This is a genomic window from Streptomyces sp. NPDC006691 (assembly GCF_042869955.1).
Classification (GTDB): Bacteria; Actinomycetota; Actinomycetes; order Streptomycetales; family Streptomycetaceae; genus Streptomyces.
In genome coordinates, this window is sequence record NZ_JBIAGW010000017.1 from 85,399 (window position 1) to 99,512 (window position 14,114).

At 69.9% G+C, this 14,114-nt stretch carries 14 protein-coding genes; 6 read left to right on the plus strand and 8 right to left on the minus strand.

Annotated features, from left to right (window positions below):
* Window positions 1-270: 270 nt before the first annotated feature.
* On the plus strand, window positions 271-879 hold the full coding sequence (locus ACFYNP_RS29675) for a sigma-70 family RNA polymerase sigma factor (protein WP_388789713.1): 609 nt from the start codon (window positions 271-273) through the stop codon (window positions 877-879).
* Between the two features lie 72 nt (window positions 880-951).
* Here ACFYNP_RS29675 and ACFYNP_RS29680 read toward each other — a convergent pair whose 3' ends face one another.
* Genes ACFYNP_RS29680 through ACFYNP_RS29695 form a run of 4 tightly spaced genes read right to left on the minus strand, consistent with a single transcriptional unit; the run spans window position 952 to window position 5,796 of the window.
* Complete coding sequence (locus tag ACFYNP_RS29680; protein WP_388789716.1) at window positions 952-1,959, minus strand: DUF5914 domain-containing protein; 1,008 nt, start codon at window positions 1,957-1,959, stop codon at window positions 952-954.
* Entirely contained in the window at window positions 1,959-2,987 is a 1,029-nt protein-coding gene (locus tag ACFYNP_RS29685; RefSeq protein WP_388789718.1) for a phytoene/squalene synthase family protein, read from the minus strand. The genes ACFYNP_RS29680 and ACFYNP_RS29685 overlap by 1 nt, the downstream gene beginning before the upstream one ends.
* Entirely contained in the window at window positions 2,984-4,519 is a 1,536-nt protein-coding gene (locus tag ACFYNP_RS29690; RefSeq protein WP_388789721.1) for a phytoene desaturase, read from the minus strand. The genes ACFYNP_RS29685 and ACFYNP_RS29690 overlap by 4 nt, the downstream gene beginning before the upstream one ends.
* Window positions 4,516-5,796, minus strand: coding sequence for a polyprenyl synthetase family protein (locus ACFYNP_RS29695; RefSeq protein WP_388789724.1), 1,281 nt, complete (start codon window positions 5,794-5,796; stop codon window positions 4,516-4,518). Before ACFYNP_RS29695 ends, ACFYNP_RS29690 begins: the two co-directional genes overlap by 4 nt.
* Window positions 5,797-6,022: 226 nt before the next feature.
* Between ACFYNP_RS29695 and ACFYNP_RS29700 the strand changes: the two genes are divergently transcribed.
* Window positions 6,023-7,210, plus strand: a complete 1,188-nt coding sequence (locus ACFYNP_RS29700; RefSeq protein WP_388789727.1) for a lycopene cyclase family protein — start codon at window positions 6,023-6,025, stop codon at window positions 7,208-7,210.
* A 245-nt stretch (window positions 7,211-7,455) separates the two neighbouring features.
* Window positions 7,456-9,009, plus strand: a complete 1,554-nt coding sequence (locus ACFYNP_RS29705; protein ID WP_388789730.1) for an FAD-dependent oxidoreductase — start codon at window positions 7,456-7,458, stop codon at window positions 9,007-9,009.
* Window positions 9,010-9,140: 131 nt separating this feature from the next.
* Here ACFYNP_RS29705 and ACFYNP_RS29710 read toward each other — a convergent pair whose 3' ends face one another.
* Entirely contained in the window at window positions 9,141-9,692 is a 552-nt protein-coding gene (locus tag ACFYNP_RS29710) for a TspO/MBR family protein (RefSeq protein ID WP_388418199.1), read from the minus strand.
* Window positions 9,693-10,007: 315 nt separating this feature from the next.
* Here ACFYNP_RS29710 and ACFYNP_RS29715 point away from each other — a divergent pair, with 315 nt between their 5' ends.
* The 3 genes from ACFYNP_RS29715 to ACFYNP_RS29725 all read left to right on the plus strand — a co-directional run bounded on the left by ACFYNP_RS29715 (window position 10,008) and on the right by ACFYNP_RS29725 (window position 12,608).
* Complete coding sequence (locus ACFYNP_RS29715; RefSeq protein ID WP_388418196.1) at window positions 10,008-10,319, plus strand: hypothetical protein; 312 nt, start codon at window positions 10,008-10,010, stop codon at window positions 10,317-10,319.
* 217 nt (window positions 10,320-10,536) lie between these two features.
* The gene (locus ACFYNP_RS29720; protein ID WP_388789733.1) at window positions 10,537-11,418 is read left to right on the plus strand and encodes an alpha/beta fold hydrolase; all 882 of its coding nucleotides are present in this window, start codon (window positions 10,537-10,539) and stop codon (window positions 11,416-11,418) included.
* 623 nt (window positions 11,419-12,041) lie between these two features.
* Window positions 12,042-12,608 carry a VOC family protein gene (locus ACFYNP_RS29725; RefSeq protein WP_388789736.1) on the plus strand — a complete coding sequence of 189 codons (567 nt, stop codon included), beginning with the start codon at window positions 12,042-12,044 and terminating at the stop codon, window positions 12,606-12,608.
* Between the two features lie 284 nt (window positions 12,609-12,892).
* Here the strand turns inward: ACFYNP_RS29725 and ACFYNP_RS29730 are convergent, their stop codons facing one another.
* From ACFYNP_RS29730 to ACFYNP_RS29740, 3 genes are all read right to left on the minus strand, one after another.
* Window positions 12,893-13,099 carry a hypothetical protein gene (locus tag ACFYNP_RS29730; protein ID WP_388420196.1) on the minus strand — a complete coding sequence of 69 codons (207 nt, stop codon included), beginning with the start codon at window positions 13,097-13,099 and terminating at the stop codon, window positions 12,893-12,895.
* Between the two features lie 105 nt (window positions 13,100-13,204).
* Window positions 13,205-13,759, minus strand: a complete 555-nt coding sequence (locus ACFYNP_RS29735; protein ID WP_388420197.1) for a GNAT family N-acetyltransferase — start codon at window positions 13,757-13,759, stop codon at window positions 13,205-13,207.
* A 142-nt stretch (window positions 13,760-13,901) separates the two neighbouring features.
* Window positions 13,902-14,105: an MbtH family protein gene (locus ACFYNP_RS29740; protein ID WP_388789738.1), complete on the minus strand. Its 204-nt coding sequence runs from the start codon at window positions 14,103-14,105 to the stop codon at window positions 13,902-13,904.
* Window positions 14,106-14,114: the final 9 nt, after the last annotated feature.

Genomic DNA, 14,114 nt, shown 5'->3' on the forward strand with positions numbered 1-14,114 from the left:
CGGATGAAAGCCCTGCCTACAACGCTGCAAGACGGAGTGCCCTAGGACGGCGTGTGCCGAAGGTTCGGTGTGGCACTAGCCCATGGCATGCCGCTCTCCGGCGTGAAGCGTTGCAACTGGCCCGCGTCGCCGCCGACGGAAGAAACGATGCACAAACGCTGCGTATTGGCTCGCCGGTGAGATCGCGAACAGGATGCAGGTGTCCGAGGTCCGCCGAGCCGATGGCTTGCGGGCCGCACTGCCGCGCTACGCGAAGCCAGGGAGCTCTGCATGAACACCACAAGCCTGCGGCCGTGCGCGCACGATCGGCCCGCACCGGCGCGTGACCGGGAAGAGGCCGAGAACGATCTGGGAGCACGTCTGCTGAACGGGGACCTCTCCTCGTTCGCCGAGCTCTACCATCGCTCGGCCGGCACCGTCCACGGGCTGGCCGTCCGCAAACTGGGCGACCGCGAGGAGGCGCAGGATGTCACTCAGCAGGTATTCCTGGCAGCCTGGCACGGTCGCCGCACCTACGATCCGTCCCGCGGGCCCGTCTCGGCATGGCTTGTCGGCATCACCAGGAAAAAGATCGCCGACGCCCTCGCCGCGCGAACCCGCCGCACTCTCCTCACCACGACCCTTGCCGCGCGCAACGGCCCTGCCGGCACGGGCGAGTACGAGGTGGCCGTAGTACACCGCGCGCTGCTGTCCTCGTCACTGCGCAGTCTTCCCCCCGCACAGAGCCGCATGGTGGCCCTTGCCTACTACCGCGACCTGACGCATGCCCAGATCGCGCAACTGACGGGAGTGCCTCTGGGTACCGTCAAGAGTCATATCCGGCGCGGCCTGCTCGCCCTGCGCCACCAGCTCGGCGACTCCTGTGTGGCCGCCGCATAGCCGCGTAGGCCGCGCGACCCCGCGCCGGTCCCGGCCGGCGCGGCGTTCACGGCGGCTCTGTTCGGCGGCCCCTTACCGGGGCGGTGGTTGGCTGCGCAGGTGCCAGCGCCGCTCGGCGTAGGCCAGATCGTCGCTCCACAGCCGGGCGGCGACGGTCCGCATCAGTGGGCGGAGCAGCGGGGCCGCGCGTCGCGCGATCGTGAAGCCGGGGCGGTGAGATGTGGCGATCACTGCTTCGACGACGGCTGTGCGTGGGCTGCGGTGCCCGTGCGGTGTCAGTGGCGTGGCATGGGTTTCGACCACCGAGCTCTGCCCCTCCCCGTCTGTGATGCGCATGACGACTGTGCGGGGATCGGGCGCGGTGAAAACAGCCCTGACCGGTACGACGAGGCGCGAAGTGAGCCGGAAGGAGACGTCGACCACGAAGGCGTCGTCATCGGGGTGGGGGCCCGCCTCGGGGCCGTCCGTGACACGGAGGTCGACGAAGGAGTACGGGTGGAACCAGGCACCGTGCCAGGGGTCGAGGCGGTTGGCCACGATGTCTGCGGGTTCGCACCGGCCGACTCCGGTGTAGACGGCATTGACAGACCGTGCCGGACTCGGCCGTACGGGGATCACGGGGCTCTGCAGAGGCTGCTCCTTGCCGGCCCCGTCCAGCCGGACCCAGACGAGGACGCCGTCGTCGTGGACGGGCAGCGGCTGCCAGCCCGCGACTCCCTCCCTGGTCAGCGCCATGCCGTGCCAGTGGCACACGAGAACGCCGCAGCGCACGGTGCTGTCTTTCAGGGGTGCACCGAGGTGGGGGCACGCTCCCGGCGCCGCGACCACCTCGCCGTCCGGGTCGCGCCACAGGACGATTTCCCGCCCGGCGATGGTGCGGCCCAGGGGGGCGTTCGGTGATACCGCGTCGCTCGCGCCGATGACGTACCAGTTGCCTGAAGGACGGTTCTGCGCTCTTTCGAGCGCTGCTTCGATGACAGCGGGGCGAGCCTCGCGCCAGGTGGGAGGCTGACGGTCCCAGGACACCGGGTCCCTGCGGAAGGTGAGCGGGATGCGGCGGCCGCCTCGTCCCCGCCTCATCACGCCATCTCCTGGCACACGTCCGACGGGCGGATCGCCGGCATCCGCTCGGTGCCCGGATGAAGGTCCTCGCCCCACGGTTGGCGGCCGGTCCGTCGGTAGCGGATTCGCGCGCGGACGACGCGGACAAGGCCGTCGACGGCGACGGTGATCCTCCGGCTTCGGGGAACCACTGCCCGCCGGTGCAGCACGGCGTAACCGTCGGCGGCGATCGCATCAAGAATGCCTGCGTACAAAATGAAGGCGGTGCGGATACAGGGACGTGACACCTCCGCGAGCATGGCGATGCCGGGCGCGGCCTCGCGGTAGACGCCGCGCGTCATCGACTCGAAGGCCCGCAGGGCGTGGGTGATGCGCACATCGCGGCGGCCGGTGTCGCGGCTCCACCGCAGGCGTTGCCGGTCGACACCGTGCGCCTGCAACAGGTCCGCGGGCAGGTACACGCGCCCGCGGTCCAGGTCCTCTCCGACATCCCGCAGGAAGTTGGTGAGCTGGAAGGCGACGCCGAGGGCGGCCGCGTGGGGCTCCGCTTCGGCTCTGGGCACCACGGTGCCCAGTACGGGGAGCATTTGGAGCCCGATGACGGCCGCCGAGCCGTGCATGTAGCGCCGCAGGTCCGTGTAGGTGGCGTAGTCGGTGACCGACAGATCGTCGTGCATCGCTTTCATGAAGTCCGCGAAGTGCTGGTGGTCGATGGCGTAACGGCGTGCGGTGTCCGCGAGGGCGTGGACGACGGGTTGGTCTCCGTGGCCTGCGCGCAGGCCCGCTCTCAACTGCGCGGCGAGGTGCTGGAGGGCCGCCGCCCGGCCGGCGACGGACTGCCCGGGGTCCGTGGAGTCGACGATGTCGTCCGCCCAGCGTGCGAATCCGTACAGCGCGTGAACGGCGCTGCGCCGATCGGCGGGAAGAAGTCGGGTGGCGAGGAAGTATGTCTTGCCGTGGCGTGCGTTGAGCCGTCGGCAGTGGGTGTACGCCTCGCGCAGGGCCGGGTCGGTGATGGCTGCGGCGTCGAGTTCTCTGGCGGTCAAGACGACGCTCCCTTGCTGTAGTCGCGTGCCGTCGGTGCTGGACGGGTGGGGGCCGGGCCGCCGGTGATCCGTGCGGCGGCGAGTTTTCCGGACAGCAGCACGGTCGGCACCCCGACGCCGGGCGTCGTTCCGCAGCCCGCGAGCACGACATTGTCCGTTCCACGTACCAGGTTGCGCGGCCTGAAAGGGCCTGTCTGGGTGAAGGTGTGGGCGGCCGAGAAGGGTGAACCCGCACCGTGTCCCTGAGCGGTCCAGTCGGCAGGAGTGACCAGGCACTGTTCCTCAATGGATGCGCCGATGCCTTCCAGGCCCCGTCGCTCCAGTACATCGAGGATGTCTGCTCGGTACTGAGGGCCGAGGTCGCGCCACTGCGCGGGGTTCGGCCCGGTGTCGGTGTTGGGGCAGGGCGCGAGGATGTAGTGCAGATGCTTTCCGGGTGGTGCGAGCGACGGGTCTGTGGCGGTGGGACGGGTGACGAGCAGCGAAGGATCGGCCATCAGCCTGCCGCGCCGCGTGATGTCGTCGAACGTCTCATGCCAGGCAGCACCGAACGAGATCGTGTGGTGGGCCAACTGGGGCCACGTGCGGTCCGTCCCGGCGTGAATGATCACGGCGGAAGGCGCGCGTCGCAGCGGCGCGGATCGGCGTGGAGTCCGGCCCAGCAGCCGATAGGCCGCGGGCAGGTCCGCAGTGAGAACGACGGCGTCACAGGGGATGCGCCCGTGTTCGGTGATCGCGGCTGTGACGCGGTGCCCCTTTCTCTCAAGCCGGGTCACAGCGTGCTCGTACCGAAACTCGGCACCCGCCGCTTCGGCTGCGTCGGCCATGGCTTGAGGCAGGGCGTGCATGCCTCCGCGGGGGAAGTAGACGCCGGCGATGGTGTCCATGTAGGCGATGACGGCGTAGGCGGCGAGGGCGCGGGCCGGGGGCACTCCCGCGTACAGCGACTGGAAGGAGAAGACCCTGCGCAGCCGCTCGTCCTTGATGAACCGGCCGATCTGTGTGTCGAGGCGGCCGAAGCCGCCCAGGGCCGCGAGCCGGGCGAGGTCGGGGGTCAGGAGCTGGAGGGGCGAATCGAAATTGGTGTCGATGAAATGCTTCATCTGCGCCTGGTAGAGGCGGTGCAGCCAGCGGCGCAGTCGCTGGTATCCCGCGGCCGCGTCGGGGCCTGCGAAGGTCTCGACCGCTTGCGTCATGGCGTCGGCATCCGTGTGGACATCGAGTGCGGTGCCGTCGGCGAAGGATGCCCGGTAGGCGGGGTGCAGAGGGATCAGCTCGACCCGGTCATGGAGGCTTTCCCCGACTGCGCGGAAAGCCTCGTCAGCCAGCTCCGGCATCGTCAGCACGGTCGGGCCGGTGTCGATGTGGTAGCCGCCGAGCGTGCGGCGCCCTGCCCGTCCGCCGGGAAGCGCGTCGCGTTCGACCACGGTCACCTGTCGGCCGCTGCCCAGGAGGTGCAGCGCCGCCGACAGGCCGGAAAGACCCGCGCCCACCACGACGACGTGGTCGGTTCGTCCGCCCACAGTTTTCACGAGGAGGCCACCTCGTCCGCGCCGGTCCGGGCCGGGCCCGTCTTCCGTGCGGGTTCTCGTGGGATGTCGGGTGTGTGCTTCCCGGCGGCGGCGTCCATCAGCCGCGTCAGCCGGTCCGCGGCCACGGGGTCGATGTCCACGCTGGTCAGATGGCGGATGCTCTGGGCGTGCAGTCGACCGATCTTGTCGAGGACGAGCTGATGGGCCCCGCTGCGCTCGATGACCTGGCGGACCTCGTTCAGGCCCGTGTCGTCGAGGTCCGGCCGGCCGACGTTGTTGCGCAGAACGGCCAGGGCACGGTGGTCACCATCCGCTTCCGCGCGGGCCTGGGCGAGGGCGATGAGGTAGGTGGGTTTGCCCGAACGCACGTCGGCCCCGGGGGGATTGGTCGCACCCTGGGGGTGTCCGAAGACGTCGATGAGGTCATTGCGCAGTTGGAAGGCGAGTCCGATGTTCCGGCCGCCGGCGCGCAGGCCACGCGCCGCGGGCTCCCGCACGCAGGCGATCAGGGCGCCCAGCTGGAGGGGCCGCTCCACGGTGTACAGGGCGGTCTTCAGGTAAGCGGCGCGCAGGCTCCGTGTCAGGGATCTGTTGCACGTCACTTCGCCCTGGACGTCCAGGTACTGGCCGGCCACCATCTCCATGCGCATCTGGGCCCACACGGCTCGCACGCTGATGGTCCGCGCCGCCGGCAGATCGAGCGCGGCGAGTTCGTCATCCGCCCAGGCGAGTGCGAGGTCGCCGGCGAGGACCGCGGCCGATTCACCGAAATGAGTGGCTGCCGCGCCCGGTCTCGCGCCGTATTGCGCGGCAAGATCCACGTGGACCGACGGTTGTCCGCGGCGAGACGGGGAGCCGTCCATGACGTCGTCGTGGATCAAGGCGCACGTCTGGATGAGTTCGAGGGCGGATCCCAGGCGGAGTGCGGCGACGAGCTCCTCGAACGTGGGCAGCCCCGCGGCTCGCATGCCCCACCACAGGAACTGCGGCCGGATGCGGCGGCCACTGCCCAAGGCGAACCGGGCAACGCGGTCGGCGATGTCCCGCCCGAACGTCTCGTGGGCGTCGTGGGCCTCCTTCACCCGCTCGGCCAAAAGCCCTTCGAGCCGGCCCTGGACAGCCCTGGGTACGTCGAGGTCGATCTCCCGTACCAGCGTGGCCAGCCGCTCGTCGGCCGAGCCCAGCGGCTGTCCGCCCGCCGGTCCGGCAGCGCGCAGCCGCGGCGGGCGCCACGCGGAGCGATCCGTGGTGGCACGCGCTGCCTCGTCGGGGCGCATGGTTGCTCCTCTGGGTGGGATCGGCTGGGCATGTTGTGAAGTGCTTCCCCCCGCAGGACGTGTTCGGATGCGCCAAAGCGTCAATCGGAGTAGGCACTGGCCGCGCGAGACCCGAGGACGCCGGTGCCGCCCGCCGGCCTCACAACCCGCGCGCGTGGCGCGCATCCAGGAACCCCGCGCGGGTGGAAGGGTCTCCAGGAGCCGGCGGCGAACTCGGGAGGCAGTGGTGGAACGTGTGGGGGTGGCCATCATCGGCGCGGGCGCGGCAGGGCTGTCCCTGGCCGACCGCCTCTGCGCGACAGGCCCGCGCTCGCTCACTGTGCGATTGATCGACGCTCCCCCGGGCCCGCTGCGTCCACCGCGGCGCACCTGGTGCTTCTGGGAAGCGGGCGTCGGACGGTACGACGCGGCAGTCACCAGGTCCTGGTCCATGCTCCGTGTGCACAGTCCGCGGGGAGCCGCCTTCGACGACTGCATCGACCCGCTCCGGTACAAGATGATCCGCTCCGACGACTTCGAGCGCCTGATCTCGCGTCGCCTCTCGGAACGTCCCGGATTCACGCAGCGCGAAGGCACCGTCGAGAGGATCGACGATGCGGCCGACGGGGCCCGCGTCCACTTGCGGACCCCGAACGGCACGCGGGAATCCCTCTCAGCACGCTGGGTGTTCGACTCCCGTCCGCTGAAAGGCCTCCCTCCCGCGCGCACAACGCTGCTCCAGCATTTCCACGGCTGGTTCATCCGCACGGAACAGCCGGCCTTCGACCCCGCGCGCGTGGAGCTGATGGACTTCCGCACCCCGCAGCCGCAGCGCGGTCTGGCGTTCTTCTACGCGCTGCCTACCAGCCGCCACACGGCACTCGTCGAATACACCCAGTTCTCCCGTGCGGTACTGCCGCACCGGGAATACGGTCGCGCACTGCAGACCTACGTCCGGCAAATCCTCGGCGTGGGCACCTTCGCCATCGACGGGACGGAGAGCGGTGTGATCCCCATGACGGACGCCCGTTTCGCCCGTCGCAGCGCTCCCTCGGTCTTCCGGATCGGCGCGGCCGGCGGTGCCACCCGGCCGTCCACGGGATACACCTTCGCCACCATCCAACGGCAGACCGACGCGATGGCGCGGGCTCTCACCCAGGGGCGTGCTCCGGCACCACCACGACCGCATGCACGACGGTCGCAGGCAATGGACGCCGTATTTCTCCACGGTCTGGCGAACGGACGCCTGGACGGCAGCGAGTTCTTCACCCGTCTGTTCTCGCGCGTTCGCATGGCGCACCTGCTGCGCTTCCTCGACGGGGACACCACACTGCTCCAGGACATCGCCATCGGCCTGCACACCCCTGTCGGATCGATGCTCCGCAGCACCATGGAACTGCCGACCCGCAGAAGGCGCCCCTCGCCAGGACCGTAGACAGGTGTGCCGGGCGCTCCACGCCCAAGAACCCCGCGCACCCCCGGGCCACGTCACGAAACGCCACGTCCACCCACTGCACCGGCCGACTCAACAGGCGATGGCAAGGGCCACGACTTTGCCGAGCCGGGCACACCGATCGCCACCACCGGAGGCTTGCCGATGAGGAACTTGACTGGCCGGAGCGAACACCGCGACACCTCTCCCGGGACCCCCGGGGAGCTCAGGGACGAGGAGACGCCCGCGTGAGGCGCGCTCCTGATGTGGCTCCCGGGGCGAGGGACCGGCGGGCACACCGCGTCCCCGCCGGGCCAGGGTCACCGAAAGTCGTTGGGGAGCCTCCTGCCGTGGCCGTGGTCGGGGGCGGAATCGCCGGCCTGGCAGCGGCTACGGCACTGGCCGAACGAGGGGTCCGCGTCACGCTGTTCGAACGCGATCGCATGCTGGGCGGCCGCTTGGCCGGCTGGTCCACGACGCTCCAGGACGGCTCCACCGTCACCATGAGCCGTGGATTCCACGCCTTCTTCCGCCAGTACTACAACCTGCGGTCCCTCCTGCGACGCACAGACCCACAACTCACCCGCCTCACGCGCCTTCCCGACTATCCGCTCTGGCACGCTGAGGGACCCAGGGACAGCTTCCGCCGCGTTCCCCGGACTCCCCCCTGGAGCGCGATGGCGTTCGCTGTCACCAGTCCCACGTTCCGCCTGCGCGACCTTCCCCGCATGAACGCGGCGGCCGCCCTGCCCCTCATGGACGTCCGCGTGCCGGACGTCTACGACCGCCTGGATACGACGAGCGCCCACGACTTCCTCTCCTCCATCCGCTTTCCCGAAGCAGCCCACCACCTCGCGTTCGAAGTGTTCTCGCGGAGCTTCTTCGCCGACCCACGCACCCTGTCCGCGGCCGAGATGGCCCTGATGTTCCACATCTACTTTCTCGGCTCCTCGGAGGGCCTCCTCTTCGACGTTCCCAACGACCCGTTCCCCACCGCCCTGTGGAACCCCCTGGGCAGCTACCTGGAGCGACTCGGTGTCGACGTACGCTGCTCCACTCCCGTCGAACACATCGGCCCTCGCAGCGACGGCTTCCGCATCAGCGCAGGCGGCCGCGACCAGCGATTCGACGCGTGCGTCCTGGCCCTCGACACCGACGGACTTCGGGCCGTTGCCGGGAGCAGTCCAGCCATCGCCGACGCCTCATGGCACCAGCGCGTCGCCAGACTGCGTACAGCTCCCCCTTTTCTCGTCTCCCGGCTGTGGCTGGACCGCCCCGTACGCTCCGACCGTCCGGGGTTCCTGGGGACCAGCGGCTACGGCGGCCTGGACAACGTCAGCGTTCTGGAGCGTTGGGAGCGGGAAGCCCTCCAGTGGTCACGGCGTACCGGAGGATCGGTCATCGAATTGCACGCCTACGCCGTGGACGAGGGCGCCGACCAGGCCGCGGAACAGCAACGTCTCATCCGGCAGCTGCGAACGGTCTATCCGGAGACCCGCCGCGCTCGGATCATCGACGAACGTCACGAGTGGCGTGCCGACTGCCCGCTGTTTTCAGTGGGCGGATACACCGATCGTCCGACGGTTCGTACGAGCCATCCGCAACTCGTGGTGGCAGGCGACCTCGTGCGGACCGGACTGCCAGTGGCTCTGATGGAGCGGGCCGCAACCAGCGGCATACTCGCCGCCAACGCCCTCCTCGGCCAGTGGAAAACCGAGGGCCACACGCTGTGGACCGTCCCCGTCCGAGGCCGCAACCCCGTCCTGCGGCGCCTGGCCGAAGCCCACAGGCGCCGGCCTTGACCCGGACACCCAGTGCACGGAGCAGCCCCGGTACATGGAGCCGCCGGACCGATCCGCCGTGACGCGGGCCGGACGGCGCACACCGCCCTTCAAGGACGCGCGCTCTTCCCCAACCGAGGTCTGCACGCGTGTTACGGCTGCGGCACACGCACGGCGCGGCTCAATGCGGGCGGCCTGCTGCTTTGGCGAACGAGGGAGCCGTTGAGCGCCGTGGCGAACATGCACCAAGCCGCGTAGGGAAGCAGAATCCTGGCCGCGGTGCGGTCGGATCGGGCGGTACGACGAATCAACTCCGCATTGCTGAGGTCGAGCAGTACCGTGCCCGCGAGGCCGGCACGCGGACTTCGCATACGGAAGAACAGCCAATTCCACCCGGCGTTCAGTGAGAGGTTGACGGCCATGCTCGCCGCAAGGCGCCTGCGTTCCGCCCCCGTGGGCGCAGCCCCCGACGCACGTCCGCCAGCGTAGGCAATCGTGGCGTACAGCGGTGTCCAGACCACGCCAAAGGCCCACGAAGGCGGTTGCCAGGACGGCTTGGGCAGAGTCCGGTACCAGACGCTGTCCGCATCGACGGCTCTTCCTCCGGCGAATGCGGCGCCGGCCACCGCTACGGCACTGGCACCGAAACGCAGCCATGCTGGGGGCACCGCCGCCCGTTCGTCGCGCTCACTGATCAGCTTCACACCCCTACGTCTTCCCCGATCGACGGACCCCTATCGCGGACGCACAACGATGCCCCGCCGCTTGCCCCGACCCGTTCCGTGCGCGAACCGCGCCGGCCGCAGACCGGACTTCCTGCTGCTGATCGACAAGGACGCGCGCGTTGTTCGCCGCGGAACGATCCACCGCCCTCTCGCACGCACACCCGGTCCGGCGGACCCTGGTTTCCCACCACTGCCGCCGCGGGAAATCCTCCCGCGGCTGCGGCCCCAGGTCGGTCCCGCCACCCGGCCCAGTCGATCTGGTGGGACTCGAACCGGACGGGCAGAATCGGCCGTATGTCTTCCGGCCGGCGACTCGACCACACCCCTGACGGGCACTTCGTCGTCATCGGCGGGCGGAAGTGGCGAGCGACCGACCCCATGCTCCCGGAAGACATCGCGGCCCGGCTGCGCAAGCACCTCATGGCGGCCCGGCGTGCGGTGCGCTCGGCCCTCTCCGAGGAGGACGAAGCAGCGGTACGGGCCGCCCGCGCGCGCGTGCAGCGTGCGAAGGTGGCTCTTGGGGAACGCGGCACTCCCTGGTGGGAACAGAGCGCGGCGCAGCGGCGCCGTCGCTGGGAGGACGGCTTGACCGCACTCGACGAATGACGCCTGTGGGGGCGTGCGCCAGACACCCGCCTGCCCTCATACATGCGGCTCCGCTGTCCTGTCGGGGAGGCCTCCGGCGGATGTCGCGCGATCGAGTGCCGGCGGCGCCGATGCTGGTGCCCTCCTCGTGGAAGGCATGGACGGCCCGACCGCACCGGCTCGCCGCGGGCCGGGATATGGCAATGCGCCGCCCGGCCGGGCATGAAAGCATCCGGCTGTGCCGAACGTCGATGTGTCTCCCCAGCTGTCCCTCGCGTACGAGAGTTTCGGCGACCCCGCCGATCCCGCTGTCCTGCTGGTGATGGGCTTCGGGACGCAGATGCTCGGCTGGCACGAGGACTTCTGCCGGGCACTGGCGGACCGGGGCCGATACGTGATCCGCTACGACAACCGGGACTGCGGACTGTCCACCAGGTTCCACGATCACCCCGTCGACATGGGCGAGTTCATCAGCGCCGTGAGCTCGGGCGACATCCCTGCCGCCCTCGCGATGGTTCCCTACCGGCTCGGCGACATGGCCGACGACGGTCTTGGTCTGCTCACCGCGCTCGGCATCGAACGCGCCCACGTGGTCGGCGCCTCGATGGGAGGCATGATCGCCCAGGCGATGGCCATTCGCTCTCCCGACCGGGTCCTGACCCTGACATCCATGATGTCCTCAACCGGTGAGAGTGAGTACGGCCGGTCCAGCCCGGAGGCTCAAGCGGTGCTCTTCAGCCCGAAGCCATCGGACCGCGCCGGATATGTCGCAGCGGCGGAGAGGGAGCTCATCTGGGCCTCCAAGCGATACGGTGACGCCGCCGCGCTGCGTGAGCTGGCCGCCGCCGGCTACGACCGCGCCTACTACCCGGCGGGGATCGGCCGACAGCTGGGGGCGATGGTCCTCGGCGGTTCACGTGCGGACGCCCTCCGCGAACTCCGGGTGCCGACGCTGGTGATCCACGGCCTGGACGACACGCTGATCGACCCCAGCGGCGGAAGGCGCACAGCTGAACTGGTGCCCGGGGCCGTACTCCGGCTGATTCCGGACATGGGCCACGACCGCCCGCGCGCACTCTGGCCCGACCTTCTCGACGCGGTGGCAGCACACACCGCCTGACCGGTGCGCGGGCGCCCGCCTCTGCCGCATCGCCCGCGGCCGTGCCGTCATGGAGCCCCGCACCTACGGGACGGGCAACGCTGTCGCCGCCTTGAACAGCCGACCTCGGCAAAACTCGGACCTGCCACCCAGCGGGCCCGGGAGGCCGCCCGCTCCTGACAAGGTGGCTCGGCCCGCTCCGGTCCGTGAGCGCCTGTGCCGCCCTCCCGCGTCGCGATGTCCTCGGCCGCGAAGGACTGGGCGGTCGACTCGGCCGCACAGGCGCCGAGGTTGAGGACGACCGGGGAGCACAACCGCGCCAACTCCCCCTCCGCGAGGGCGACTTCACGTAGCCCGCGCCGACGACCACCACGGTGGCTGCCGCGAAGTCGCGTCCTTCCTCGACCCAGCGCCGCAACTCCCGCGCCAGGTCGAGCAAGGGAGCCGGCCCCGGAAGTCGCCTCCTCGGCCGCTCGTGCGCCCCGCGAACTCCGGCGGTCGCTCGTAAAACATGGCCCAAACTGATTTAACGTTCAACCTGATTCGGCGGCATGCTGTTCACCACGTCGCCAACCAGCCCCAGCGCCGGCGCCGGCGCCGGCGACCGACCCAACACCCCAACCGGACAACGGAGATGACTCGACATGATGCAGACGCAGACACAGGCCCGGCCCCAGCAGCAGGCCCACACCCTGCCCCTGCGACTCCATCACCACGCCTGGATCACCGATGACCAGGAAGCCAACCGGCGCTTCTACGAGGACGTGATCGGCCTGCCCCTGGTGGCCACATGGACCGAGCGCGAGGAGTTGGCCGGCGTCGAGCGCGCCTACAGTCATGCCCTCTACGGCCTGGCCGACGGCAGTGCGCTCGCCTTCTTCCAGTTCGCCGACCCCCGGGACCAGGCGGAATTCAGGACCGACATCAACACAACTCCCTTGCGCCACATAGCCTTCAAGGTCGATGCCGACACGCAGCAAGCCATCCGCGAGCGCATCCACGCGGCCGGCCTCCAGGAAGCGAACCCCCACGTGCTCGACCACGGCTTCTGCGTCTCCCTGTATGTGACGGATCCCAACGGGCTGATCCTGGAGTTCGCCGTCGACCACGCCGACGTGGAGAGGATCGACGCCGAGCAGCGCGCCACCGCACACACCGACCTCGCCCGCTGGCTCGCCGGCGACCACACCAGCAACAACCGCTGGCGCTGACCGCCACCCCACGGGGGCTGCGCCCGGCCTCGCTCACGTGGCCGGCCGGGCAGGGGGTCCGGGCGACGGAACTGTCGCCAGTGAAACCAGTGCTGTCAGGGCCACCACGCCGACGAACAACCATGCTGCGGCTTTGCGCGCACCTACGCGCCTTTTACCGAACCGCGTCCGCACGCGCAGGTGGCCCGACGTCCTTCAGTTCCGGTGGAGGGGCCGGGCACAGGTGAAGTCCGGCGGGCCCTGAGATCGGGGCAAGACCGTCCGAAGAACGGCGGTGTTCGAGGTCAGTTGGCCGGAATAGGGCCGGTCACCTTCTCCAAGCGGAGCAGATCGTGCGGGTTGAGGCCGGACAGCTCGCAGATCGCTTCCACGGCACCTCCGCGACGGAGGGCCGCCACAGCTTCGAGTTCGGTATCGGCCCGAGCGGCGTCGAGCGCCTCCTGGGCATCACGCAGGCGGTTGGAGGCCAGTTCGAGCGAGACGAGTTCCATGCCCCGAGGATCCCATGCCGGCCGACATCAACGGGAGCTGACAGGCCCAGCACCTCTTCGCCGCGCGACAGCTCGACGGGGCAGCCGGCGGGAGCCGGTCCGAGATCAGTCCAGCGACATCCGTCTCTGCTCTCCCTCGGGCTGTCTCTCCGATGTGCCGGCCGTGGGGATCCTCAGCATCTTGGTCACCGATCCGTCGTCACCGACCACATCGCGGACGTATTGAAAGCCCAGCCGCTCGCACATCGCGAGGCTGGCGGTGTTGTCCGCACCGACCATGCCCCAGGCCTCGGTCAGGCCAAGGTCATCGGCCGCGTGTCCCAGGAGTCCCCTGACCGCCTCTCCGCCCAGACCCCGGCCCCAGTACGCGGGCAGGAGCGCGGCCACCAATTCGTGGCCGGGTACGTTGCCGGTCTTCTTGACCTCTGCGTGACCGACGTACACGCCGTCCTGCCACACACCCCAGACGTCGAAGCGCCGCCGTGGATACACCTCGGTGAGGATCGCCGTGAACAACGCGCGGAGTTCGGGTTCGGGCACGAGGTCCTGGCCCATCCACCGGCACACGTCCTCGTCGCGCAGCAGGGACACGAAGTGCTCCTCGTCCTCTGCCCGGTAAGGGAGGAAGTGCAGGCGGTCGGTGTGGAATTCGGGGGTCATGTCGGGTTCCTCGGTGTCGGCGCGGCAGGGAATGCGGGGGTCCCGGCCCCTGGGGAAGCGCGGGCGGGTTGCCTGGGCAGTCGCGGAGGAGCGGGGCGCCGGACCGGTCGGTCCGGTCCGGCGCAGCCCGCTGGGCCGGGCCTCAGGCTCCGGTGTTCTCCATGCGTTCGCGCAGGCTGCGGGGACGCATGTCGGTCCAGACCTCGTCGACGTACGCGGTGCACTCGGACTCGGTCCCCTCCTTGCCGACGGGCTGCCAGCCGGCGGGCACCTCGATGTCGACCGGCCAGAGGGAGTACTGCTCTTCGTCGTTGCGCAGCACCTGGTAGTGGGTGTTCTCGTCCATGATTCGATC

Excerpts from the sequence above, each read along its gene's own strand:
- ACFYNP_RS29675 (WP_388789713.1), top strand. The coding sequence starts at position 271 with ATGAACACCACAAGCCTGCGGCCGTGCGCGCACGATCGGCCCGCACCG.
- ACFYNP_RS29680 (WP_388789716.1), bottom strand. The coding sequence starts at position 1,959 with ATGAGGCGGGGACGAGGCGGCCGCCGCATCCCGCTCACCTTCCGCAGG.
- ACFYNP_RS29695 (WP_388789724.1), bottom strand. The coding sequence starts at position 5,796 with ATGCGCCCCGACGAGGCAGCGCGTGCCACCACGGATCGCTCCGCGTGG.
- ACFYNP_RS29715 (WP_388418196.1), top strand. The coding sequence starts at position 10,008 with ATGTCTTCCGGCCGGCGACTCGACCACACCCCTGACGGGCACTTCGTC.
- ACFYNP_RS29725 (WP_388789736.1), top strand. The coding sequence starts at position 12,042 with ATGATGCAGACGCAGACACAGGCCCGGCCCCAGCAGCAGGCCCACACC.
- ACFYNP_RS29730 (WP_388420196.1), bottom strand. The coding sequence starts at position 13,099 with ATGGAACTCGTCTCGCTCGAACTGGCCTCCAACCGCCTGCGTGATGCC.
- ACFYNP_RS29735 (WP_388420197.1), bottom strand. The coding sequence starts at position 13,759 with ATGACCCCCGAATTCCACACCGACCGCCTGCACTTCCTCCCTTACCGG.
- ACFYNP_RS29740 (WP_388789738.1), bottom strand. The coding sequence starts at position 14,105 with ATGGACGAGAACACCCACTACCAGGTGCTGCGCAACGACGAAGAGCAG.